The organism is Sphingomonadaceae bacterium OTU29LAMAA1, from assembly GCA_024072375.1.
GTDB lineage: Bacteria > Pseudomonadota > Alphaproteobacteria > Sphingomonadales > Sphingomonadaceae > Sphingomonas.
The window spans coordinates 3,523,496-3,545,960 of record CP099617.1 but is presented as its reverse complement, the minus strand read 5'-3'; the positions used below and the strand labels follow the sequence as shown (position 1 = coordinate 3,545,960).

General features: G+C 65.8%; 21 protein-coding genes. 10 read left to right on the top strand and 11 right to left on the bottom strand.

What is annotated here, in order from left to right; genetic code table 11:
- Positions 1-10 precede the first annotated feature (10 nt).
- Genes NF699_16975 through NF699_16965 form a run of 3 tightly spaced genes read left to right on the top strand, consistent with a single transcriptional unit; the run spans position 11 to position 1,389 of the window.
- The gene (locus NF699_16975; protein USU04709.1) at positions 11-442 is read left to right on the top strand and encodes a CoA-binding protein; all 432 of its coding nucleotides are present in this window, start codon (positions 11-13) and stop codon (positions 440-442) included.
- A 57-nt stretch (positions 443-499) separates the two neighbouring features.
- Positions 500-847, top strand: a complete 348-nt coding sequence (locus NF699_16970; protein ID USU04708.1) for a hypothetical protein — start codon at positions 500-502, stop codon at positions 845-847.
- A complete protein-coding gene (locus NF699_16965; GenBank protein USU04707.1) occupies positions 844-1,389 on the top strand; it encodes a hypothetical protein in 546 nt (181 codons plus the stop codon). The genes NF699_16970 and NF699_16965 overlap by 4 nt, the downstream gene beginning before the upstream one ends.
- A gap of 127 nt (positions 1,390-1,516) precedes the next feature.
- On the opposite strand, the gene NF699_16960 is transcribed toward NF699_16965, so the two are convergent.
- Complete coding sequence (locus tag NF699_16960; protein ID USU04706.1) at positions 1,517-2,812, bottom strand: homoserine dehydrogenase; 1,296 nt, start codon at positions 2,810-2,812, stop codon at positions 1,517-1,519.
- Positions 2,813-2,948: 136 nt separating this feature from the next.
- On the opposite strand from NF699_16960, the gene NF699_16955 reads away from it, so the two are divergent.
- A complete protein-coding gene (locus NF699_16955; protein ID USU04705.1) occupies positions 2,949-4,916 on the top strand; it encodes an oligopeptide transporter, OPT family in 1,968 nt (655 codons plus the stop codon).
- Positions 4,917-5,051: 135 nt separating this feature from the next.
- Positions 5,052-5,219 (top strand): hypothetical protein, encoded by a 168-nt coding sequence (locus NF699_16950; GenBank protein USU04704.1) that lies wholly within the window; start codon positions 5,052-5,054, stop codon positions 5,217-5,219.
- A gap of 63 nt (positions 5,220-5,282) precedes the next feature.
- Here the strand turns inward: NF699_16950 and NF699_16945 are convergent, their stop codons facing one another.
- The 3 genes from NF699_16945 to queF form a co-directional block, all read right to left on the bottom strand.
- Entirely contained in the window at positions 5,283-6,563 is a 1,281-nt protein-coding gene (locus NF699_16945) for a glycoside hydrolase family 130 protein (protein USU04703.1), read from the bottom strand.
- A gap of 53 nt (positions 6,564-6,616) precedes the next feature.
- Positions 6,617-8,890, bottom strand: coding sequence for a glycosyltransferase family 4 protein (locus tag NF699_16940; protein ID USU04702.1), 2,274 nt, complete (start codon positions 8,888-8,890; stop codon positions 6,617-6,619).
- A 134-nt stretch (positions 8,891-9,024) separates the two neighbouring features.
- On the bottom strand, positions 9,025-9,471 hold the full coding sequence (queF, locus tag NF699_16935) for a preQ(1) synthase (GenBank protein USU04701.1): 447 nt from the start codon (positions 9,469-9,471) through the stop codon (positions 9,025-9,027).
- Between the two features lie 28 nt (positions 9,472-9,499).
- On the opposite strand from queF, the gene NF699_16930 reads away from it, so the two are divergent.
- From NF699_16930 to NF699_16915, 4 genes are all read left to right on the top strand, one after another.
- Entirely contained in the window at positions 9,500-11,044 is a 1,545-nt protein-coding gene (locus NF699_16930) for a cryptochrome/photolyase family protein (GenBank protein ID USU04700.1), read from the top strand.
- An 80-nt stretch (positions 11,045-11,124) separates the two neighbouring features.
- Positions 11,125-11,988, top strand: a complete 864-nt coding sequence (gene sseA, locus NF699_16925; GenBank protein ID USU07133.1) for a 3-mercaptopyruvate sulfurtransferase — start codon at positions 11,125-11,127, stop codon at positions 11,986-11,988.
- Complete coding sequence (metC, locus tag NF699_16920) at positions 11,978-13,183, top strand: cystathionine beta-lyase (GenBank protein ID USU04699.1); 1,206 nt, start codon at positions 11,978-11,980, stop codon at positions 13,181-13,183. The genes sseA and metC overlap by 11 nt, the downstream gene beginning before the upstream one ends.
- Complete coding sequence (locus NF699_16915; GenBank protein ID USU04698.1) at positions 13,180-14,451, top strand: mechanosensitive ion channel; 1,272 nt, start codon at positions 13,180-13,182, stop codon at positions 14,449-14,451. Before metC ends, NF699_16915 begins: the two co-directional genes overlap by 4 nt.
- A 106-nt stretch (positions 14,452-14,557) precedes the next feature.
- Here NF699_16915 and NF699_16910 read toward each other — a convergent pair whose 3' ends face one another.
- The 7 genes from NF699_16910 to NF699_16880 form a co-directional block, all read right to left on the bottom strand.
- Positions 14,558-14,968, bottom strand: coding sequence for a DUF3035 domain-containing protein (locus NF699_16910; GenBank protein ID USU04697.1), 411 nt, complete (start codon positions 14,966-14,968; stop codon positions 14,558-14,560).
- A complete protein-coding gene (gene lspA, locus NF699_16905; protein USU04696.1) occupies positions 14,961-15,470 on the bottom strand; it encodes a signal peptidase II in 510 nt (169 codons plus the stop codon). Before lspA ends, NF699_16910 begins: the two co-directional genes overlap by 8 nt.
- The gene (gene ileS / locus NF699_16900) at positions 15,463-18,261 is read right to left on the bottom strand and encodes an isoleucine--tRNA ligase (protein ID USU04695.1); all 2,799 of its coding nucleotides are present in this window, start codon (positions 18,259-18,261) and stop codon (positions 15,463-15,465) included. The genes lspA and ileS overlap by 8 nt, the downstream gene beginning before the upstream one ends.
- 57 nt (positions 18,262-18,318) lie before the next feature.
- A complete protein-coding gene (locus tag NF699_16895; GenBank protein ID USU04694.1) occupies positions 18,319-19,245 on the bottom strand; it encodes a bifunctional riboflavin kinase/FAD synthetase in 927 nt (308 codons plus the stop codon).
- 10 nt (positions 19,246-19,255) lie between these two features.
- Positions 19,256-20,473: a dipeptidase gene (locus NF699_16890; GenBank protein ID USU04693.1), complete on the bottom strand. Its 1,218-nt coding sequence runs from the start codon at positions 20,471-20,473 to the stop codon at positions 19,256-19,258.
- Positions 20,474-20,696: 223 nt separating this feature from the next.
- Positions 20,697-21,161 (bottom strand): dihydrofolate reductase, encoded by a 465-nt coding sequence (locus NF699_16885; GenBank protein ID USU04692.1) that lies wholly within the window; start codon positions 21,159-21,161, stop codon positions 20,697-20,699.
- Positions 21,158-21,952: a thymidylate synthase gene (locus NF699_16880; GenBank protein USU04691.1), complete on the bottom strand. Its 795-nt coding sequence runs from the start codon at positions 21,950-21,952 to the stop codon at positions 21,158-21,160. The genes NF699_16885 and NF699_16880 overlap by 4 nt, the downstream gene beginning before the upstream one ends.
- Positions 21,953-22,049: 97 nt before the next feature.
- Here NF699_16880 and NF699_16875 point away from each other — a divergent pair, with 97 nt between their 5' ends.
- Complete coding sequence (locus NF699_16875) at positions 22,050-22,439, top strand: hypothetical protein (protein ID USU04690.1); 390 nt, start codon at positions 22,050-22,052, stop codon at positions 22,437-22,439.
- Positions 22,440-22,465: the final 26 nt, after the last annotated feature.

Below are 22,465 nucleotides of genomic sequence, written 5' to 3'. Positions count from 1 at the left end.
GGAGACGGATATGCCGCTGACCGACGATGCCGATATCAAGGCGCTGCTGGAGGGCGCACGCACGATCGCGCTCGTCGGCGCATCCGACCGGCCCGACCGCCCCTCATATGGGGTGATGGCGACGCTCCAGCGGCACGGCTATCGCGTCATCCCGGTCAATCCGCAGATCACCGGCGAACACGTTCATGGCGAATTCGTCTTTCGCGACCTCGACCAGCTCGGCGATGCGATCGACATCGTCGACATCTTCCGCCGCTCGGATGCGGCGGGCGAGGTGGTCGATCAGGCGATCGCGATCGGTGCCAAAGCGGTGTGGATGCAATTGGGCGTGATCGATCAGGCCGCTGCCGCCCGCGCGGAAGCGGCGGGCTTGCAAGTGGTAATGGACCGATGTCCCGCGATCGATATTCCCCGGCTGGGGGTCGCGCCGATCGCTGCTTGATCTTCGCGGTGTTCCGGCAGACACTGACGGCATCGCAGGCCGTTGGAGTCCGGCCCCATGATTGCACTCGCGTTATTGATGATGCTCGCGCCGGAGGACGCCGGGGAGCTGCTCGCTAGATCGCGTGCGGTGATCGGCGGCGAACGGTGTCAGGCCAATCCCGATGCGACCGACATCACCGTTTGCGGCCGACGCCGGGCCGACCGCTTTCGCGTCCCGCTCGTCGTGCATGACCCGGGCGATCCGCGACGCGAACCCGTGCCGGTGGAGCGCGACCGGCTGCTTGCCCGCACCAATCCGGTGAAGGAGCTCAGCCCCTTCCTCGTCCATGGCGGCATGACGGGCGTGACGGTCAGCAGCAGGTCCGGCCTGACCGGCGCGACGGCGCGACCGCTCGCACCATGATCCTGCTCGCCATCGCCCTGCAGGCCGCCGCCGTGCCGCTCCCCCCGGCGCCGGAGCCGGCGCTCCTACCCGTGGAGACCCGCGCCGACGGTAGCCAGCGCTGGTCGATCATGTCGTGCCCCACGCGCCAGAAGGCGGGCGAAATCGTCGTATGCGGGAAGCGGGACCAGAACGATTTCGATGGCCCCGCCGCTGGCCGCGGGGCCAATCGCGACCTGTCGGCAGCCAATGCGCTGGCGTTGCAAGCCACGCCGTGCGCCGCGCGGCAAGGCGGATGTCAGGTGGGCGTCAACATTCTTGGCCCGCCGACGATGCTGGTCCGCGTGATCCAGAAGCTGGCGAACCCGAACAGCGATTGTTGCGAAGGCAGCGATGCGACCAACCCGCTGTCGCTGGTTCGCGACGCGGCGAAAGGCGTGAAGGGCGCGTTCGCGGCCAAGGTGGACAAGTCCAACCGCATACCGATCGTACTGGACGATCCAGCGGCCGCAGTGCCGACGCCGGTTGCCGCCGAAAATGGAGTGGGCGCGGCGAAGCGCTAGCAGAGCAGGATAGGACTCGATCCCTCCGTCACACTCCGTCCGTCATCCCGAAGCTCAAGCTTCTCGCCAGCTGCGATTTAGCCTCGAAGCAACTCCGGCGCTACGGACGATTACCGGCCAGCCCCCCTTACGCCAGAATGTGCATCCATAACGGCTGGCCCGCCAGGCTCTGCGACCCGCGCAGCTTCTCCAGCGCGTGCGCGACCGAGCGTTCCGGCCCTTCGTGCGTCACGATGGCGACGATCACGCTGCCATCGGTGGTCACGCCGCGCTGGATCAGGCTTTCGATCGACACGCCTGCATCGCGCATCGCCGCGGCGATCTCGGCCAGCACGCCGACCTTGTCCTGCACCGTGAAGCGCAGATACGCGCGACCGCGCCGCTCGCCGCTGTCCGCTCTGGGCGCGGCTACCAGCGCCGCTGCCGGCATCGCATAGGGCGGACCATATTCACCGCGAGCAATATCGATCAGATCGGCGACCACTGCGCTGGCGGTCGGTCCTTCACCGGCACCGGCGCCCTGGAAGAACAGCCGGCCGACGAAATTGCCCTCGGCCACTACCGCGTTCAGCGAGCCGGTGACATGCGCCAGCGGATGGTCGATCGGCACCAGATGCGGGTGGACGCGCTGGAACAGCCCGCCTGGCCCCTCTTCCGCGATGCCGACCAGCCGCACCTTGTAGCCCAGCGCCGCCGCCTCGGCGATGTCGGCGGCGATGATATGGCGCACGCCGGTCGCCGAGACATCGCCGAAGGCAGGGCGTGTGCCGAAGGCGATGCTGGCAAGGATCGACAGCTTGTGCGCGGCATCGACGCCGTCGATATCGAAGCTCGGGTCGGATTCGGCATAGCCCAGTGCCTGCGCCTCCGCGAGCACCTCGGCGAAGTCGCGGCCTTCGGCTTCCATCTTCGACAGGATGAAATTGCAGGTGCCGTTGAGGATGCCATAGACCCGGCCGATCGCATTGGCCGCAGCCCCTTCGCGCAGTCCCTTGATGACTGGGATGCCACCGGCGACCGCCGCCTCGAACTTCAGCGGCATGCGCGCGTCTTCCGCCGCCTGCGCCAGCTCCAGCCCGTGGTGCGCCAGCATCGCCTTGTTCGCGGTGACGAAACCCTTGCTCGCCGCCAGCGTCGCCCTCGCCAGCGTTAGCGCCGGGCCATCCGATCCGCCGATCAGTTCGACCACCACGTCCGCACCCTCATACCCGGCAAGCTCGCGCGTATCGTCGACCCAGGCGAAGCGGGTCAGATCGATCCCGCGATCCTTCGACCGGTCGCGGGCGGACACGGCGACGACTTCGATCGGACGACCGGCCCGGCGCGTGATGAGGTCGCGGTTCGCATCGAGCAGGCGGATAACGCCGCCGCCGACGGTGCCGAGCCCCGCCAGCGCGACGCGCAATGGTGTATTGGTATCCATGGCCGGCGCCTAGCGGAAAGCCACGCCGGATGTCGAGCCGGCGCAAGCTTGTTTCGCGTACGGCATCGCCATTGCCCGATCCGTATGCGACGTGCACAACCCCGATATATCTTTCCTCAGCGAGCCTTCCGCACCCATGGCCACCACTCCCGGCGTCGCAACCCGTCCCATCGCTGAACTCACCGTTCGCGGCATCCTGCTGGGCGGGCTTATCACGTTGCTGTTTACCGCGGCGAACGTCTATCTCGGGTTGAAGGTCGGACTGACCTTCGCGACGTCGATCCCGGCGGCCGTGATCTCGATGGCCATCCTGCGCTACTTGCCGGGGGCGACGATCCTCGAAAACAACATCGTCCAGACCGTCGCCTCTGCGGCGGGTACGCTTGCGGCGATCATCTTCGTCCTGCCGGGGCTGGTGATGATCGGCTGGTGGCAGGGATTCCCCTATCTGCTCACCGCCGGGATCACGATGACCGGCGGCATCTTGGGTGTGATGTTCTCCGTACCGCTGCGCCGGGCGCTCGTCGTGGACACCGACCTTCCCTATCCCGAAGGCCGCGCCGCCGCAGAGGTGTTGATGGTCGGCGCAGGCAGCCGCGCGGGCGAGGCGGAAAGTGGCAAGGGCCTGCGGCTGATCGTCGTCAACGCACTGGTATCCGCCGGTTTCGCGGTACTGACGCAGACGAAGCTGGTCGTCGCGGAGGCCGCGCATTTCTTCCGCGTCGGCGCCGGCGCGACTGGTATTTCCGGCGGACTGTCGTTCGCGCTGATCGGCGCAGGGCATCTGGTCGGCCTGTCCGTAGGCCTCGCGATGTTCACCGGCGTCATCATCGGCTGGTGGATCGCGCTGCCGATCCTTACCGGCCTGTCGCCGGGGGCGGCCGGGACGGGCATCGAGGCATGGGCGGGGGGCGTGTTCCGCACTGACGTGCGCTTCCTCGGTGCGGGCGTGATCGGCGTCGCGGCGATCTGGACGCTGCTCAAGATCATCGGGCCGGTGCTCGCGGGTATCAGATCGTCGATCGCCGCAAGCGCCGCCAAGCGTGGCGGTGCGGTGCTGGAACTGGGCGAACGCGACCTGTCGATCGGCGTGGTCGTCAGCATCAGCCTACTGACGCTGATCCCGATCGCCGGTCTGTTGTGGTCGGTGATCGCTGGCGGACCGCTGGAGGGATCGGCGGTCGTCCTGATCCTCGGCGCGCTCGTGTTCGTGCTCGTGCTCGGCCTCGTGATCGCGGCAGTGTGCGGCTATATGGCGGGCCTGATCGGTGCGTCGAACAGCCCGGTGTCCGGGATCGGCATCCTGTCTGTGCTCGCCGCATCGCTGATGCTGGTCGGGCTGTTCGGGCGCGGCGCGGGACCCGATACGACACAGGCCCTCGTCGCCTATGCGCTGATCGTCACCGGCATCGTTTTTGGTGTCGCAACGATCTCGAACGACAACCTGCAGGACCTCAAGACCGGGCAGTTGGTCGGCGCGACGCCGTGGAAGCAGCAGGTCGCGCTGATCTTCGGCGTCATCTTCGGCAGCCTCGTCGTGCCACCGGTGCTCGAACTGCTCGCGACCACGCTGGGGTTCCAGGGTGCGCCCGGCGCCGGCCCGAATGCGCTCGCTGCTCCGCAGGCGGCGCTGATCTCGGCGCTGGCAAAGGGTGTGCTAGGCGGCGACCTCAACTGGGCGATGATAGGCTATGGTGCGTTGATCGGCGCGGTGGTGATCGGGCTGGACGAAACGCTGGGCCGCCTCGGAAAGCTGCGCCTGCCGCCGCTCGGCATCGGCCTTGGTGTCTATCTGCCTATGGCGGTGACGCTGCCGGTGGTCGTCGGCGCAGTCATAGGCGCGCTGTACGACCGCTGGGCGGAGCGCAAGCCGGATGTCGAGTTCGCCAAACGCATGGGCGTGCTAACGGCGACCGGGATGATCGTCGGCGAAAGCCTGTGGGGAGTCGCCTTCGCGATCATCGTCTACGTCACCAATTCCGATGCGCCGCTGGCGATCGCACCAGCGGGATTCGAACCGGTGGCGCTGATCGGCGGGACGATCGCGTTCCTAGCATTGGTCGCGGCGCTGTATCGCTACACACGGCGATCCGTAACGGCCTGAAAACGCGGTGAACCGTTCGTCGCAGCGGGAACGTCGGGCCGTATCGTCGGTTATCCATAACGAACCCGGTGATCGCCCTGCCCCCCCCCGGCCGGCGATCGCCGGGTTTGCCGTATGCGTAACATGGGACCCGTCGTGACATCGTCAGCCGAGCAGCATCGCGAGCGACTGGCGACCGTGAGCCGCACATTGCAGTCCGTGCTCCCCGTCCCGACCGACACCTACATCACTGAAGACATCCCGCTGTTGCTGACCAAGCTGTCGCGCATCCCCTCGCGCCGGAACGTGTCGCACGATCGGTGATGGAGATGGGCGGCGCGAGCCCCTCCTGCTGCGTTCCCGAACCTGTATCGGAGCCAATTGCGGTCACACCATCGCGGCGAGCAATTCCTTGATCTTTACGAATGCAAACCCGACCGAACTGTCTGCGATGCCGTACGGCAGGAACAGCGTGTCGCCATGCTTGATCGCACCGCAGCTGTAGACGACGTTCGGCACATAACCCTCGCGGTCCTGATCCTTGGCCGCCAGAATCGGCTCGCGCGTGCGGCCGAGCACCTTCGACGGATCGTCCTTGTCCAGCAACGCCGCGCCGATCGAGTATTTCCGCATCGCGCCGACGCCGTGGGTCAGCAGCAACCAGCCTTCGTCCAGCTCGATCGGCGGACCGCAATTGCCGATCTGCACCAGCTCCCAGGGATAATGCGGCGCGAGGATCTTCTCGCCCTCGTCCCAATGCTCCAACGTGTCCGACTTCAGCAGGAACAGGTTTTCGCCGTCCTGCCGCCCGATCATCATATATTGGCCGCCGACCTTGCGCGGGAACAGTCCCATGCCCTTGTTGCGCGCGGCCGAGCCCGACATCGGCACCAGATCGAACGCGCGGAAATCGCGGGTGCGCATCAGTTCGGACTGGATCACCGACCCGTTATAGGCGGTGTAGGTGCCGATCCATTCGTAGCTGCCGTCCTCGTGCTGGAAATGCACGATGCGCAGGTCCTCCAGCCCCTTCGATTGCGCCTGCGTGATCGGGAAGATCACCGTCCCCGACAGCGTCGAATCGCGGTGGCGCCAGACCGTGACCGGCCCCACCGGCATCTCCTCGCCCTCGCCGATGACGTCGGTGGCGGTGGCGAACGGCGGTTCGGGTGCCAGCTTCAGTTCGTTGCCCTCGGTGATGATCCCCTCGCGGAAGGCGACGGACGAGATATGTCCCTCGCCCACCGAGCGCAGGCTCATCAGGATGCGCATCGATCCTTCGGGCATGCCGGTCTGGTCGAAATGCGGCACCGCGCTGGGGTTCATCAATGCGGCGGCGGCATAGCTGTATTCGTGACAGAAATACGCGCCGATCAGCTGCCGCTTCTCGTCACCGATATCGCGCCCGTCGAGCCCGAGCAGATCCTCGATCTCGTCGTAGCGGGTCATGAAGACGCGGCGCGTCTGCCAATGGCGCGCCTCGAAATCCTTCAGGACGGTTTCGAGCTGCTCGCGCGCTTCCTCGGCCGACATCTCGAGCACTGCGCCGACGAGGCGCTCGGTACGGTTCGGCGCGCCGCCCTTGCCGCCCCACGCGATGTGGAACGGTCGGACGACCACGCGGGACGGATCGGCATGAAGCCGCAAGCGGTGGGTAAACAGGTCCATCGCGTTTCACAGCCTCGTCGGTCGGTTCTCAGACGACGCCGTTGCTCCGCGGATCAGGCGACGACGCGGGTCGTCCCTGCCACGCCTTGGACCGACTTTGAAAGCCCCTGAATCGCACAACTGGCCAGTTGCAGGGCCAAAATGGACTCGGCGCCCTGATTGCGGTTCAATCCGGTCGGCATCAGGCCATCGAAACAGCCGCCGTCCAACGGGCTGGCAAGCGGCAAATCGAGGTCGTTCTGCCCCAGATACCATGCATAGGCCCGTTCGGCCTCGGCCACCCAACGTTGATCGCCGGTCGCCTGGAACGCGGCAATACACGCATCGACGGTCGCCTGCGCCTCCAGCGGCTGCTGGTCGAACTGCAATGGTTCGGCATAGGGCCGATGAAAGCTTTCGGTGCCGACCGCGCGGAACCGGCCCTCGGGCGAGGTCTGCTTGGCGACGATCCAGTCGAGCGTTTCCAGCCCGCAGTCGACCAGATCCTTGCGGCCCAACGCCTGCCCCGCGACGATCAGTGCCTGTGGCAGGCGGGCGTTATCGTACGCCAGCACGATCTCGAACCACTGCCATTCCGGACGGCGCGCGGTGTCGAGCAACGCAATCTGGTCGTCGGGGAAGCGTTCGAGGATCGATTTTGCCAGCTCATGCCCCGGCGACGCTTCCAGCATCGCCGCAGCGCCCAGCATCGCAAAGGATTGCGCGCGCAGGCTACCGAGGTCGAGCCCCAGGCTGGCCGTCGCGTCGAACATGGCCCGGGCCCAGTCTCGGTGCTTGGAATCCTTCCCATCACGAGCGGTCACGCCCAACGCCCAGATCGCGCGACCGTTCGAATCCTCCGACCCCACGTCCTCGCACCATGTCCGGTCGAAGTTCATGAAGTTGCGAAAACGCCGCTCGTCCGGGTTCCACGCATATTGGACGAACGAGGCATAGATCGTCGTCCACTTGTCGCGCTCGACGGGATCGAGATCGTCCATCGCGCTCATCAACATCAGCGCGCGGGCATTGTCGTCGATGCAGTAACCGTGACGGCGGTCGGGCACCGAATAGATCGAATGCTGCAGCATTCCGGTCGCATCACTCATCCGCTCGACCGCGGCAAAATCGGGCTTAAGCGCCTTCACCGCCGTCGATGCCTGCGCGATCCGCCTGGGGCGGGCGGCGACGGCGACCTCCGTTTCATGCAGCGTCGCCTCGGCAAGGCGGGGCCAGATCATCGTGCGGCCACGATCATAGGCGCGCTGTGCCAGCCGGGTGCGATCCCTCGCGCTCGACAGCAGCCGGTCGATCTCGCGTGCAAAGGCGGCGACATCCTTGAAATCGACCAATACGCCGTGACCGTCAGCAAGGATTTCGGTTGCATGAACATAGGGCGTCGACACCACGGCCTTACCCACACCGACCGCATAGGACAGCGTTCCGGAAGTGATCTGTGCCGGATTCAGGTAGGGAGTCGCATAGATATCGGCGGCCTGCAGATAATCGATCAGCTCATCGTGCTCGATGAAGCCATCGATGAATGCCACGTTCCCGCCGACGCCCAGTTCGGTCGCCAGCGCCTTCAACCGATCGCGATACGCCTCCCCTTCATGCGCGACGAGGTTCGGATGCGTCGCGCCGAGCACCACATACAGCAGGTTCGGGTGCCGCTCGGCGATCGCCGGCAGCGCCTCGATCATCGTCTCGATCCCCTTGTTAGGGGCAAGCAGTCCAAAGGTGAGGACGACGTCGCGCCCCTGCCAGCCGAATTGCGGCTTCAGCGTCTCGGGATCTACGAACGCCCGATCGGGTACGCCATGCGGGATCATCGCGATCTGGCGGGGATTGGCGCCATAGACGCGGCGCAGGATATCGCGGCCACGCTCCGCCATCACCACGACCTTGGCGGCGCGGCGCAACAATCCTTCGAGGACGCGTCGCTCGTCGGCGTTGGGCTTCTCGAGTACGGTGTGGAGCGTGACGATCACCGGCAGTGTGGTGCGATCCAGCAGCGCCAGCAGATGTTCGCCCGCCGGACCGCCATAGATGCCGTATTCGTGCTGCACCCAGATCGCCTGCGCCCCGCTCGCCTCGATCGTACGTGCCGTCGTCAGATAACCGGACAGTTCATGCTGGGGGATCGCGCCGACGACGGCAGCGGGATAATCGTAGCGCCCCGGATGGTCGTCCATGGCGTAGACGTCGACGCGCAGATCGGGAAACCGGTCGCGCATCGCCTGATAGACATCGGTCGTGAACGTGGCGAGTCCACATTGCCGCGGCAGGAAGTTCCCGATCATCGCCAGATGCTTGATCGCGTCGCCGCTTGCCGCAGTCGTTACCATGCCCGTTCCTCTACTGACGCAACACCTGTGGCGAAGCCACAACCTTGCGTTCAGATGAACACTCGCATGGCCAAAAGGTTGCAGGAATGTTGCAGGAATGTTGCACCGCAACCTTCGCATCGTCTTGATTTGCCTCAACCTCTACCGCGATACGGTGCAACGCCCTGATCCGGCAGCCAAAGGTCAGCGGGCGGCGCGGACGACTGCCAGAACACGTCGATCGGGATGCCGCCGCGCGGATACCAATAGCCGCCGATCCGCAGCCAAACGGGGCGCATCTCGTCGAACAGGCGTTGGCCGATGCCGACGGTGCAATCTTCGTGGAATCCGGCATGGTTGCGGAATGCGCCGAGGAACAGCTTGAGCGATTTGGATTCGACGATGGTGTCGCCGGGGACATAGTCGATTACCAGATGCGCGAAATCCGGCTGACCGGTGACGGGACACAGCGACGTGAATTCCGGCACCGCGAACCGCACCAGATAGGTGCTGCCGACGCGCGGGTTGGGAACATAATCGAGCACCGCCTCTTCCGGAGACGCGGGCAATTGGCTGGACTGGCCGAGGTGCATTGGGGTCATGCGGCCCATGTAGGAGACGCAAGGCCGGATGAAAACGCTCGTTCCCATTCTGGGCGACCAGCTCAGCATGACGCTGTCGTCGCTGCGCGATGCCGATCCCGCTCAGACCGTGCTGCTGATGATGGAGGTGGCGGAGGAGACGACCTACGTCCGCCATCACAAGCAGAAGATCGCCTATATCTTTTCGGCGATGCGGCATCATGCGCAGGCGCTGACCGAGGCGGGGTGGCAGGTAGATTACGTCCGCCTCGACGATCCCGACAATGCCGGCAGCTTCACCGGCGAGATCGCCCGCGCGGTCGACCGTCACGCGCCCGACCGGATCGTCGTCACCGAAGCCGGCGAATGGCGCGTCGCCGCGATGCTCGACAGCTGGGAAACCCTATTCGGCATTCCCGTCGACATCCGCGCCGACGATCGCTTCCTCGCCACCCATGCGGAGTTCGACGCCTGGGCGACCGACCGCAAGCAGCTGGTGATGGAGTTCTTCTATCGCGAGATGCGGCGTAAGACCGGGCTGCTGATGGACGGCAGGAAACCGGTCGGCGACCGCTGGAACTTCGACAAGGAGAACCGCAAGCCGGCCAAGAACGACCTGTTCATGCCGCGCCCGCACGCCTTCGTACCCGATGCGGTGACGCAGGAGGTGCTGGCACTGGTGGCGGCGCGATTCGCCGATCATCCCGGCACGCTGGAAGGGTTCGATTATGCCGTCACCGCGGCGGATGCGGAGAAGCAGGCCGATTATTTCATGGCCAAGGCACTGCCACAGTTCGGCGATTACGAGGATGCGATGCTCACCGGCGAGCGGCACCTGTGGCATTCGATCCTGTCGCCGTACATCAATTCGGGGCTGCTCGATCCGATCGACCTGTGCCGCCGGGCGGAAGCGGAACATCGCGCCGGCCGCGCACCGCTCAATTCGGTCGAGGGCTATATCCGCCAGATCATCGGCTGGCGCGAATATATGCGCGGCATCTACTGGCGCGAGGGGCCGGGTTATGTCGACCGCAACTTCCTCGATCACCATCGCAAGCTGCCCGGCTGGTATTGGACCGGCGACACCGACATGCACTGCCTGAAGGAATCGATCGGCCAGACGCTCGCCACCGCGCACGCGCACCATATCCAGCGGCTGATGGTCACCGGCAATTTCGCGCTGCTGATCGGGGCGAACCCGGCGGAGGTCCACCGCTGGTATCTGGAAGTCTATATCGACGCCTATGAATGGGTCGAATTGCCCAATACGCTCGGGATGAGCCAGTTCGGTGACGGCGGATTACTGGGATCGAAGCCGTACATCTCGTCCGGCGCATACATCGACCGGATGAGCGATTATTGCGGGCATTGCCGGTATGACGTGAAGCAGCGGGTTGGCGAGAATGCCTGTCCGTTCAACGCGCTCTATTGGAATTTTCTGGCGCGGCACGAGGACAAGCTCGGCACCAACCAGCGCCTGCGCATGCCATATAGTACGTGGGGCAAGCAGTCCGCGCAATCTCACAACGAAACGCGTGCTCAAGCTGAAACTTTCTTACAGGCCCTCGACAGCGGCGGCGATGCCGGTTATTGAGGCGTTCCGGGCACTCCTCCCCAGTCGTTCGCCCGACTAACCCGTGTCGCAATATGGCACGCGTAAACATGGAGAGTGCGATGGACGCGTTGGTGACGACCGAATGGCTGGCCGGTGAACTCGGGACAAGCGATCTCAGGATCGTCGATGCCACCTATTTCGCCAACTTCCCTGGCGAGGCACCGCGCGATGCCGCCGCCGAATATGAGGCGGCGCACATCCCCAGCGCTGTGTTCATGAACCTCGGCGAATTACGCGACACCGATAGCGACCTGCCGATGATGCTGCCGACTGCGGAGAAATTCGCCAGCCGCATGCAGAGCCTCGGCCTTGGCGATGGCAGCCGCATCGTGCTTTACGACAACTCGCCGCATCGTACCGCGGCACGGGCGTGGTGGATGCTGCGCACCTTCGGCGCGCATGACGTCGCGATCCTCGACGGTGGCCTGGCCAAGTGGCAGGCCGAGGGGCGCGAGACGGCGAGCGGCAAGGAAACACTGCGCCACCGCCACTTCACGGTCTGGGCGGACAGCAAGACCGTGCGGACGCTCGATCAGATGAAGGCGAACGTCGACAGCGGCGCCGAACAGGTGGTCGATGCACGCTCGCCGGCCCGTTTTACGGGTGAAGAGCCGGATCCCCGCCCTGCGACGCATGCTGGTCACATTCCAGGGTCGAAGAATCTGCGTTATGATGCGTTGCTCAACGCCGACGGCACGTGGAAGCGTGGCGACGATCTGAGGGCGGCGTTCGAAAGTGCGGGCATCGAACTCGACCGGCCAATCGTCACCACCTGCGGTTCGGGGATCACGGCATCGGTGCTGGCGTTCGGTCTGCACTTGCTGGGCAAGGACTCCGCGCTCTACGACGGCAGCTGGTCGGAATGGGGAGCGGACCGCTCGACGCCCAAGGCCATGGGAGCGCGCGAAACCGTTGACGGATAATAACGACAGCGACCGCAAGCTGGGCGACGCCACCCGCGTCGTCCAGGCCGGTCGACGCAAGGAATGGACCGGCGGGATCGTCAACCCGCCGGTCTGGCGCGCCTCGACGATCCTGTACGACAGCATCGCCGACCTGCGCGCCAGTGCCGGCAAGGACACCCACCACCGGCTGTATTACGGCCGCCGCGGCACGCCGACGCAGTGGAGTCTGGCCGACGCGTTAACGTCGCTGGAGCCGGGGGCGGAGGCGACGTTCCTCTATCCGTCCGGCGTGGCGGCGATCGCGGCGGCGTTGCTGTCGGTCCTGTCGCCGGGCGACGAGCTGCTGCTGGTCGACAGCGCCTACGATCCGACGCGGGGTCAGGCGATGCAGTTGCTCAAGCGCTTCGGCATCACCACCCGCTTCTACGATCCACTGATCGGCGCCGGCATCGCCGAACTGATCGGGCCGGCGACCAAGGCGATCTTCATGGAAAGCCCCGGCAGCCTGACCTTCGAGGTGCAGGACGTGCCGGCGATCGTCGCCGTCGCCAAGCGCCACGGGCTGGTGACGCTGCTCGACAACACCTGGGCGACGCCGCTGTTCTTTCCGGCGATCGAACAGGGCGTCGACCTGACAATCCTTGCCGCCACCAAATACGTCGTCGGGCATAGTGACGTCATGCTCGGATCGGTCACCGCCGCCCCCGGCCATTTCGCCAAGCTACGCGATATGAGCCATCTGCTGGGACAAGTCGCCTCGCCCGACGACAGCTGGCTCGGCAGCCGCGGCCTCCGGACGATGGCAGTGCGGCTGGCGCAGCATCAGCACAGCGCGTTGGAGATCGCGCGTTGGCTGGAAGGACGGCCGGAGGTGGCGCAGGTGCTGCACCCTGCCCTGCCCTCCTGCCCCGGCCATGACGTCTGGGCGCGCGACTTCAAGGGATCAAGCGGGTTGTTCTCGTTCGTGCTGAACGGCGGCGACGAGGCGGCACGGGCGGCGTTGATCGACCGGCTGGATCTGTTCGGGATCGGATACAGCTGGGGCGGGTTCGAGAGCCTCGCCATTCCCGCCGATCCGGCCCGCATCCGCACCGCCGCGCCGCGCGATTATGCCGGGCCGCTGGTGCGGTTGCAGATCGGGCTGGAGGATACGGCGGATCTGATAGCCGATCTGGACCATGGGCTCGCGGCCTTCCGGGCGGCGCTGGCGTGACGACGCTGCGCGGCTGGTGGCGGGAAACCGGCCTGCCGCTGCCGACGCAGGCCGATGCAATCGAGACTGCCGCAGCCGGTGGGCTGGTGCTTCTCTGCCTCGTGCTCGGCGTATTGGCCGGACGTACGATCGGCCAGCGGCTCGCCACCGCGTGGAAGGCGCACGTCGCCAATCATGCCGAGGGGCTCGGCCCCCGCATGTGCCTGATCGTCCGTCACGGCAGCTGCGCGCTGGCGCTGGCGATCGTCGCCAACGCATATAGCTGGCACGCCTATGCCGGGGTGCCGATCGGGCTGGCGCTCGGCTCGGCGACGGCGCTGTTTATGCACCAGCTGCTCCGCGGCGTCGGCATCCCGCGCTGGGCGTCGTGGCTGGTCGCCGGGATCCTGTTCGTCGGCCTGTTCAGCCGCGCGGTCGGCGGATTGCAGCCGATCAGCGACACGCTCGACCTCGTCGGGTTCAACGTCGGCGCACGCCGCTTCTCGCTGTTGTCGCTGGTGACGATCCTGATCGTGTCGATCTCGCTGATCGCGATCGTGCGGCTCGCCAACCGCATCATCGGTCACGCCATCGGTCGTTCAAACGGACTTGACGCGACGCAGAAGCTGCTGGGCCAGAAGATCGCGGCGATCGCCGTCGTCATCGCCGCTTTCTTCATCGGTATCGACCTGCTCGGCATCGACCTCACCGCCTTCGCCGTCTTTTCGGGCGCATTCGGGCTCGCGGTCGGTTTCGGCCTGCAAAAGACGATCGGCAATCTGATCGCCGGCATCATCCTGCTGATGGACCGGTCGATCAAGCCGGGCGACGTGATCGTCGTCGGCGACAGCTTCGGCTGGGTCAACAAGATCGGCGTGCGCGCCGTGTCCGTCGTTACGCGCGACGGCAAGGAGCATTTGATTCCAAACGAGAATCTGATGACGCAGGAGGTGGAGAACTGGTCCTACACCAACCGCAACGTTCGCGTCCGCATCCCCGTCGGGGTGGCGTATGAAAGCGACCTCAGGCTGGCACAGGAACTGATGCTGAAGGCGGCGACCGATTCACCCCGCGTGCTCAACAGCCCCAAGCCTAACGTCTGGCTGACGTCCTATGGCGATTATGCCGTCGAGCACGAGATCCTCGCGTGGATCAGTGATCCGGAAAGCGGCGTCGGCAACGTCAAATCCGACGTGCTCAACCGCTTGTGGTGGATGTTCAAGGACAACGGCATCGTCGTGCCCGTGCCGCGGCAGGAAATCTATATCCGCAGCCGCCGCGAAGACTGAGCGGCTTCCGCGACCGCGCCCCGTCAGTATGATCACAGCGAGCGACCCGGGGCTCCACGCGGAACGCCGGATTGCTTCGCTGCGCTCGCCATGACGATCGCCCGGACTATTGCGCCGAAGCCTTCGCGTCCTGACCATCGCCCTCCGGCGCGGCGACGATGTCCCGGGTCGTCGCGCCCTTGTCGACGACGTTGGTCGACGGATCGCCGACCGACGATCGGATACCTGCGTCCGCGCTTTCCCCGCCCGCCTGGGTCACGACGCCGTTCTCCGCCGCGGAGCGCTGCGTATTGCCGCCGAACAGCGCATTTAGCGTCTGGGCCTGCGTCGCGTTGTCCTGTGGGCGGGCGGCGCCGGGCTGTGGCGGGACCAGCGAATAATCGGGCGGGATTACCAGCGGGGCCTGCCGCGCGACGGCGAATTCGTCCGGACGAGCGCGATCGTAGCCGCTCTTGGCGCAACCGGAGAGGAGGACGACGCAGGCGAGGCCGGCGAGAATCGGAACTGACTTACGCATGGGGATTCTCCGAGGAAACATCGCGCTTGTCGCGCATCAGGAGCGCGCGGACAAGCAGCACCAGCACACCGAGGGTGATCGCCGCATCGGCGACGTTGAAGACGAGGAACGGCCGCCAGTCGCCGAAATGCAGGTCGGCGAAATCGACGACATAGCCAAAGCGCACGCGATCGACGATGTTGCCGAGCGCACCGCCCAGGATTGCGCCCAGCGCTATACGGTCGGCGCGGTTCGGCTCGCGCGTCATCCACACCGCGACCGCGACCGCGATGGCGCCGGTCATCGCCACCAGCGCCCAGCGCATGGTGTTGGTGTCGGCGTGGAGCAGTCCCAGCGAAATACCGTGGTTGGCGACGAAGCGCAGGTTGAAGAACGGCGTGATGACGCGTTCGGCCGTCAACTCGTTGAGCTGCAAGCCATCAGTCACCGCGATCTTCGACGCCTGATCCGCAAGGAACAATACGGCCGCGGTCACGAAGCCCGCGATCGGAGCATTACGCATGACCGACCACGTCCTCGCAGCGCGCGCACAATTCGCCGTCCGCGCTCACTTCGGGCAGATGCCGCCAGCAGCGTCCGCACTTCAGGTAATCGGTGCGGGTGACGCCGACATCTTCGGCCTGCGACACACGCGCGACGATGAACGTCTCCGCCAGCGCATCCGCCGACAGCGGCATATCCGGCACCGTCACCTCGGCTTCGAGGCTGGAGCGTACCGTCTTCTCGCGGCGCAGCGGCTCGATCGCCTCTGTCACTGTGGTGCGCAGGCGGCGAACGTCGGCCCAGTCGGTGCTCAGCGGTTGATCGCCCGGCAATGCCGGCAGTTCGGGCCATTCGAGGAAATGCACCGAGCCGTCCTCGCTCGGGAAACGCGCCTGCCAGACCTCTTCGGCGGTGAAGCACAGGATCGGTGCGGCATACCGGACCAGAGCATGGAACAGCGTGTCGAGCACCGTCCGGTACGCGCGCCGCTTCGGATCGGTCGCGCCGTCGCAATACAGCGAATCCTTGCGGATATCGAAGAAGAACGCCGACAGATCCTCATTCGCGAAATCGGTCAGGCGGCGCAGATAGCGGTTGAGTTCGAAACCGTCCGCCGCTTCGCGCAGGTCCATGTCCAACTGACCAAGCAGCGTCAGGACGTAGCGTTCCAGCTCCGGCATCGCCTCGACCGCGACGCGTTCGCTCTCGTCGAACCCGTCGAGCGCGCCGAGCATGTAACGGAACGTGTTGCGCAGCTTGCGATAGGCGTCGGACGCGGTCGACAGCACTTCCTTGCCGATCCGCACGTCGTCGAAATAATCCGTCGAGGCGACCCACATGCGCAGGATGTCCGCGCCGCTTTCGCCAATGATCTTGAGCGGATCGACGACGTTGCCGAGGCTCTTCGACATCTTGCGCCCCTGCCCGTCGAGCGCGAAGCCGTGAGTCAGCACCGCGTCATAGGGCGCACGCCCGCGCGTGCCGCAGCTTTCGAGCAGCGACGACTGGAACCAGCCGCGATGCTGGTCGCTTCCCTCCAGATACAGGTTGGCGCGAACGTCTGCGCCATAGCGCGCCTCGACGGTGAAGACATGCGTACAGCCGCTGTCGAACCAGACGTCGAGAATGTCCTTCTGCGGCTCATAATTGGCGAGGTCGTAATCCGCCCCGAGCAGCAACTGATGGTCCGCGGTGAACCACGCATCCGCACCGTTTTCGCGAAAGGCGGCGATGATCCGGGCGTTGACCGCGGGATCATTGAGATACTCGCCCGTTTCGCGATGCACGTAGAGCGCGATCGGCACGCCCCAGGCGCGCTGGCGGCTGATGACCCAGTCAGGCCGTCCTTCCACCATCGATCGGATGCGGTTCTGCGAGCGCGCGGGCACCCAGCGGGTGTGCTCGATCGCGTCGAGCGCGGTTTCGCGCAGCGTCGCGCCGTTGCTCGCCCCCTCTCCGCCGTTCAGGATGGCGCGATCCATCGGGATGAACCATTGCGGGGTCGCGCGGAAGATCACCTTCGCCTTCGACCGCCACGAATGCGGATAGCTGTGCGCAAAATCATCCGATGCCGACAGCAGGCCACCTGCCTCGCGCAGATCGGTACAGATCGGTCCATCGGCACTGACGAACTTCTTGTTGATGACGCTGCCCTGCCCGCCGAGCCAGCCCCAGTCGGCACGGTACATGCCCGCGCCGTCGACCGCGAACACCGGCTCCAGCCCATGCGCCTTGCACAGCAGGAAATCGTCCTCGCCATGATCCGGCGCCATATGGACGAGGCCCGTACCCGCATCGCGCGTCACGAACTCGCCCGGCAGGAACGGCCGCGGCTTCGCGAAGAACCCGCCGAGCGCATGCATCGGATGCAGCGCGGTCGCACCCTCCAGCGCAGCACCCTTCACCAGCGCGAGGAATTCCTCCATCTGGATGCCGGTGCGCTTCATGAACGCACCCATCAGGTTTTCCTCGACGAGGAACCGCCGCCCGCCGCACCCGAACAGCACGTAATCGAGCGCCGGATTGTACGCGAGCGCCTGATTGACCGGAATCGTCCACGGCGTCGTCGTCCAGATCACCGCAGTCGCGCCGACCAGCACGTCGGCCTCGGGCGCAGATGCGATCTCGAACCCGACGTCGATCTGGGTCGAGACGATGTCCTCATATTCGACCTCCGCCTCGGCCAGCGCGGTCTTTTCGACCGGCGACCACATGACGGGCTTGGCGCCGCGATACAGCTGGCCGCTCTCGGCGAACTTGAGCAATTCGCCGACGATCGTCGCCTCGGCGTCGTAGTTCATCGTCAGATACGGGTCGGCCCAGTCGCCCATCACGCCAAGCCGCTGGAACTGGTCGCGCTGCACGCCGACCCAACGATCGGCATAGGCACGGCATTCGGCGCGGAACTGCGCGACCGGCACCTCGTCCTTGTTCTGCTTCTTGGCACGATACGCCTCCTCGACCTTCCATTCGATCGGCAGGCCGTGGCAGTCCCAGCCGGGAACATAGGGCGCGTCCTTGCCCATCAGCGACTGGCTGCGGACGATGATGTCCTTCAGCACCTTGTTCATCGCATGGCCCATGTGGATGTCGCCGTTGGCGTAGGGCGGGCCGTCGTGCAGGATGAACTTCTCGCGACCGCTGCGCTGTTCGCGCAAGCGGTCGTAGACGCCGATCTTCGCCCAGCGCTCCAGGATCACCGGTTCCTTCGCGGCGAGCCCCGCCTTCATCGGAAAATCGGTCTTCGGCAGGAAGACGGTGTCGCGCCAATCTTTGGCGGCGACCGGGGGTGTAGCAGGGGCGTCGGTCATAAGTGCGGGGGTCTTACCGTGTGAGTCGAGCAGCACAAAGCGCATAAACGACTTTGGTTAAGCATCCAGCAGCGCCCTCGCACGGGCGCAATCCCGCTCCATCTGCGAGGTCAGGGCATCGAGCCCGTCGAACTTCGCTTCGGGACGCAGATAGTCGACCAGCGCCACCTCGATCGGCTGGCCGTACAGGTCGCCGGCGAAATCGAAGAAATACGGCTCCAGCAACTCCTTGGGCGGATCGAACGTCGGGCGGATGCCCAGGTTCGCAGCGCCCTTCAGCACCCGTCCATCTGACAGTCGCCCGGTCACCGCATAGATGCCGTAGGCGGGCCGCAAATATTTTCCCATGTCGACATTGGCGGTCGGATAGCCGATCGTCCGCCCCAGCTTGTCGCCGTGCTGCACCACGCCTTCGATCGTGAAGGGTCGCGTCAGCAGCCGCGCCGCCGTGCGCGGGTCACCGCCGCGCAACGCATCGCGGATGCGCGTCGACGACACCGGTTCGCCATCCAGAGTCACGGCACCCACCGTTTCCGCGACGAAACCATGCACCCCGCCGCGTGTCGCCAGCAAGCCGACGTCGCCGCTCTTGCCCTTGCCGAAGGTGAAGTCCTCCCCCGTCACGACACCCGCAACCTGAAGATTGGCGTGCAACCGGTCGGCGATGAACTGCTCTGCCGACACCCGTGCCAGATCACCGTCGAAGTGGAACACCACCATCGCATCGACCCCGGCGCCGGCGAACAACCGCTGGCGCTGATCGAGCGTCGTCAGCCGGAACGGCGCGGTGCCGGGCCGGAAATGCCGCACCGGATGCGGATCGAACGTCGCGACCAGCGCCGGTCGCCCCTCGGCCCGCGCGCGCGCCACCGCTCGCCCGACCACCGCTTGGTGCCCGAGGTGAAAGCCATCGAAATTGCCGAGCGCGACGATCCCGCCGGCCAGATGCGGCGGCACCGTCGAGCCGCCGTCCAGCCGCTCCATCGTCGGCGCCTTACGGCTGGCGCACGCCCGGGGCAACAGCGGGCGCTATTCCCGCACGCAGTACCCGCAGGACGTTGCCGCCCATCACTTTGGCTACCTCGTCCGCGGTGAAGCCGCGATCGAGCAGCGCCTGCGTGATCCCGACGAGCTGGCCGGTATCGAACCCGGTCGTCACCGCCCCGTCGAAATCCGATCCCAGTCCGACGTGATCCACCCCCACCAGATCGCGGACGTGCGCAATCGCCCGCGCTACCGCCGCCGGGGTGGTCGAACATACCGCCGCCTCCCAATAGCCGATGCCCACCACGCCGCCGGTCGCAGCGATCCCGCGGATTTCATCGTCGGTCAGGTTGCGGTTGACCTTGCAGGTCGCCTGCACCCCGCCGTGGCTCGAAACCACCGGTCGACGCGCGACGCGCAGGATATCGGCGACCGCGGCATGACTGGCATGCGCGACGTCGACGATCATGCCCTTCGCCTCCATGCGCGCGATCACCTGACGGCCCAGCGGTGTCAGCCCGCGCTTGGCGATACCGTGCATCGACCCCGCGACCTCGTTGTCGAAGAAGTGCGCCATCCCCGCCATCCGGAATCCTGCCGCATGCAATCGGTCGAGGTTGCGGATATCGCTTTCCAGATCCTGCAAACCCTCGATCGACAGCATCGCGCCGACCGGTGGCCCGGTCAGGCAATGCTCGCCGAAACAATGCGTCCAGTCGCGCCGCGCCTGCATCAGCCGGTCGAGGTCGGCGGGACGGCGCACCAGCCGCAGCCGCCCGTCCGATCCGGCGACCGCTCGCCGCAGTTTGGCAGCATGCCACAGCGAGCGTTGCAGCAGCGACGTCCATGTGCGTGGCGGTTGCATCTGCGCGACCGTCAGCAGCGTGATATTGTCGGTGTCGGCACCGTTCGCATCGTAATTCTGGTGCTTCGGGGTCTTGGTTACAGAGGAAAAGATCTGGAGCGCGACATTCCCCTCTTCCAGCCGCGGCAGGTCGACCTGCCCCCGCGTGCCCCGGTCGAGCAGGTCGCGGTTCCAGAGCAGCGTGTCCGCATGCATGTCGGCTATGGCAAGCGTCCGGTGCAGCGCCCGCGCCTGCGGCGTGATCCGGATCGGTAAGGGCGCGACGACGTTCATCGACCGCTCGACGACCCCGGGCGCGATCCCGAAGAAGCCCACCGGCGCCATCAGGACGAGCACGCCGCCAGCGATCAGCCACTTCCGCATCCACGCCCTCCACCTGCGGAGTCGCACGCTCCGTGGGAGGAGTATGCGGGAGCGGGAACAACGAAGATAGTTCGTGCACACGTCCTCCCTGACCAGCGGGACCGTTCGGCGTCAGCAGGTGGTGGAGGCGGAAGTAGGCGGCGTATCATTGTGGAGGACGCCGCTTACCTCCCCTTCGTCACCGCTCCGCAGCGTCACCTCCCCCTTGCGGGAGGAATGATGGTCAGCGCAGCAGCGTCACGAAGCTATACGCCGGACGCCCCCCCTCGGCGGCGACATCCTCTCGCGACACCTCGCGCCAGCCATCGAACGCCGGCATGCTCACATCGCCTTCCGCCTCCAGGTGCACTTCGGTCAGTTCCACCCGGTCCGCGCGATCGAGGAACAGCGCAAATACTTCCGCGCCGCCGATCACCGCCACATCGTCCCCGGCCATCGCCAGCGCATCCTCCACCGAATGCACCACCTCCGCTCCCACGGCGGCCCACGTACGATCGCGCGTCAGCACGATATGCCGGCGGCCCGGCAATGGCGCCGGGAAGCTCTCGAACGTCTTGCGGCCCATCACCATCGGCCGGCCCATCGTCTGCGCCTTGAACCGCTTCAAATCCGCGGGCAACCGCCACGGCAATCCGCCATCCCGTCCGATCACGCCATTATCGGCCCGTGCGAGGTGAAAGCTGATCACACCGCCACCGGCGCCTTGATGTGCGCTTGCGCCTCATAGCCGTGCAGCACGAAATCCTCATATTCGTACGCATCGATCGCCGGCGGCGTCCGCACGATCTCCAGCCGCGGCAGCGGCCCGGGATCGCGCGTCAATTGCAGCCGCGCCTGATCCAGATGATTCGAATACAGGTGGCAGTCGCCACCGGTCCAGATGAAGTCGCCAACCTCCAGCCCGCATTGCTGCGCCAGAATGTGTGTCAGCAATGCATAGCTCGCGACGTTGAACGGCACACCGAGGAAGACGTCCGCCGAGCGTTGGTAGAGCTGCAACGACAGCCGGCCGTTCGCGACATGGGTCTGGAACAGGCAATGGCACGGGGCCAGCGCCATCGCGTGCAACTCGCCGGGATTCCACGCCGACACGATCTGGCGACGCGAGGCGGGCTGCGTCCTGATCTGTTCGATCAGGTCCTTGATCTGGTCGATGTGGCGACCGTCCGCCGTCTCCCAGTCGCGCCATTGTTTGCCGTAGACCGGCCCCAGATCGCCGTCCGCATCCGCCCATTCGTTCCAGATGCTGACCTTGCGATCCTGCAACCAGCGGACGTTGGTGTCGCCGCGCAGGAACCACAGCAATTCGATGATGATCGATCGCAGGTGCAGCTTTTTGGTGGTGAGGACCGGAAAACCCTGCCGCAGGTCGAAGCGCATCTGCGCCCCGAACACGGACAGCGTGCCGGTGCCGGTCCGGTCCATCTGCTCGGCACCGCTGGTCAGTACGCGGTCCATAAGGTCGAGATATTGGCGCATGCCGCGGACCTAACGCGGATGTCGTGAGTCGCCAAGCATGCCGCCGAAACGGATTCGCCCGGCCGTACATGCGGGGACACAGGTGGCAAGGGGGAGCATGACGGCTGCCCCCGCCACGCCATGCATCATCGACGCCGCAAGTGTCGTCGCGCTTTGCGGAGCCGTCGCCGACAGCACAATCGAACGGGCGGTCGTCCTGTATCTCGATCCGGAATGGATGTTGTTGGGCCGTTCCGATTTCAGCGGCACGGTGGCGGCCATCGCTCCGCCTTTCCGCATTATCCTGAGCGAGGCTCTACGTCTCGACGCCGCGGCGCTGGTGCTGGCCCATAACCATCCCGGCGGCGTGGCGACGCCGAGTGCCGCAGACCTTGGCTGCACCCGCGACCTCATCCGGATCGCCGCGGCGGTCGATATCGCGGTGGTAGACCATCTGATCCTGACGGCTGACCGGGCCATCAGTCTGCGTGACGGGGGATGGATGTGACCACGCCGTCGCCGACGACCGGTCGG

Coding starts and splice junctions, on each gene's coding strand:
- NF699_16975 (USU04709.1), top strand. CDS start 11: ATGCCGCTGACCGACGATGCCGATATCAAGGCGCTGCTGGAGGGCGCA.
- NF699_16970 (USU04708.1), top strand. CDS start 500: ATGATTGCACTCGCGTTATTGATGATGCTCGCGCCGGAGGACGCCGGG.
- NF699_16965 (USU04707.1), top strand. CDS start 844: ATGATCCTGCTCGCCATCGCCCTGCAGGCCGCCGCCGTGCCGCTCCCC.
- NF699_16960 (USU04706.1), bottom strand. CDS start 2,812: ATGGATACCAATACACCATTGCGCGTCGCGCTGGCGGGGCTCGGCACC.
- NF699_16955 (USU04705.1), top strand. CDS start 2,949: ATGGCCACCACTCCCGGCGTCGCAACCCGTCCCATCGCTGAACTCACC.
- NF699_16945 (USU04703.1), bottom strand. CDS start 6,563: ATGGACCTGTTTACCCACCGCTTGCGGCTTCATGCCGATCCGTCCCGC.
- NF699_16940 (USU04702.1), bottom strand. CDS start 8,890: ATGGTAACGACTGCGGCAAGCGGCGACGCGATCAAGCATCTGGCGATG.
- queF (USU04701.1), bottom strand. CDS start 9,471: ATGACCCCAATGCACCTCGGCCAGTCCAGCCAATTGCCCGCGTCTCCG.
- NF699_16930 (USU04700.1), top strand. CDS start 9,500: ATGAAAACGCTCGTTCCCATTCTGGGCGACCAGCTCAGCATGACGCTG.
- sseA (USU07133.1), top strand. CDS start 11,125: ATGGACGCGTTGGTGACGACCGAATGGCTGGCCGGTGAACTCGGGACA.
- NF699_16910 (USU04697.1), bottom strand. CDS start 14,968: ATGCGTAAGTCAGTTCCGATTCTCGCCGGCCTCGCCTGCGTCGTCCTC.
- lspA (USU04696.1), bottom strand. CDS start 15,470: ATGCGTAATGCTCCGATCGCGGGCTTCGTGACCGCGGCCGTATTGTTC.
- ileS (USU04695.1), bottom strand. CDS start 18,261: ATGACCGACGCCCCTGCTACACCCCCGGTCGCCGCCAAAGATTGGCGC.
- NF699_16895 (USU04694.1), bottom strand. CDS start 19,245: ATGGAGCGGCTGGACGGCGGCTCGACGGTGCCGCCGCATCTGGCCGGC.
- NF699_16890 (USU04693.1), bottom strand. CDS start 20,473: ATGCGGAAGTGGCTGATCGCTGGCGGCGTGCTCGTCCTGATGGCGCCG.
- NF699_16880 (USU04691.1), bottom strand. CDS start 21,952: ATGCGCCAATATCTCGACCTTATGGACCGCGTACTGACCAGCGGTGCC.
- NF699_16875 (USU04690.1), top strand. CDS start 22,050: ATGACGGCTGCCCCCGCCACGCCATGCATCATCGACGCCGCAAGTGTC.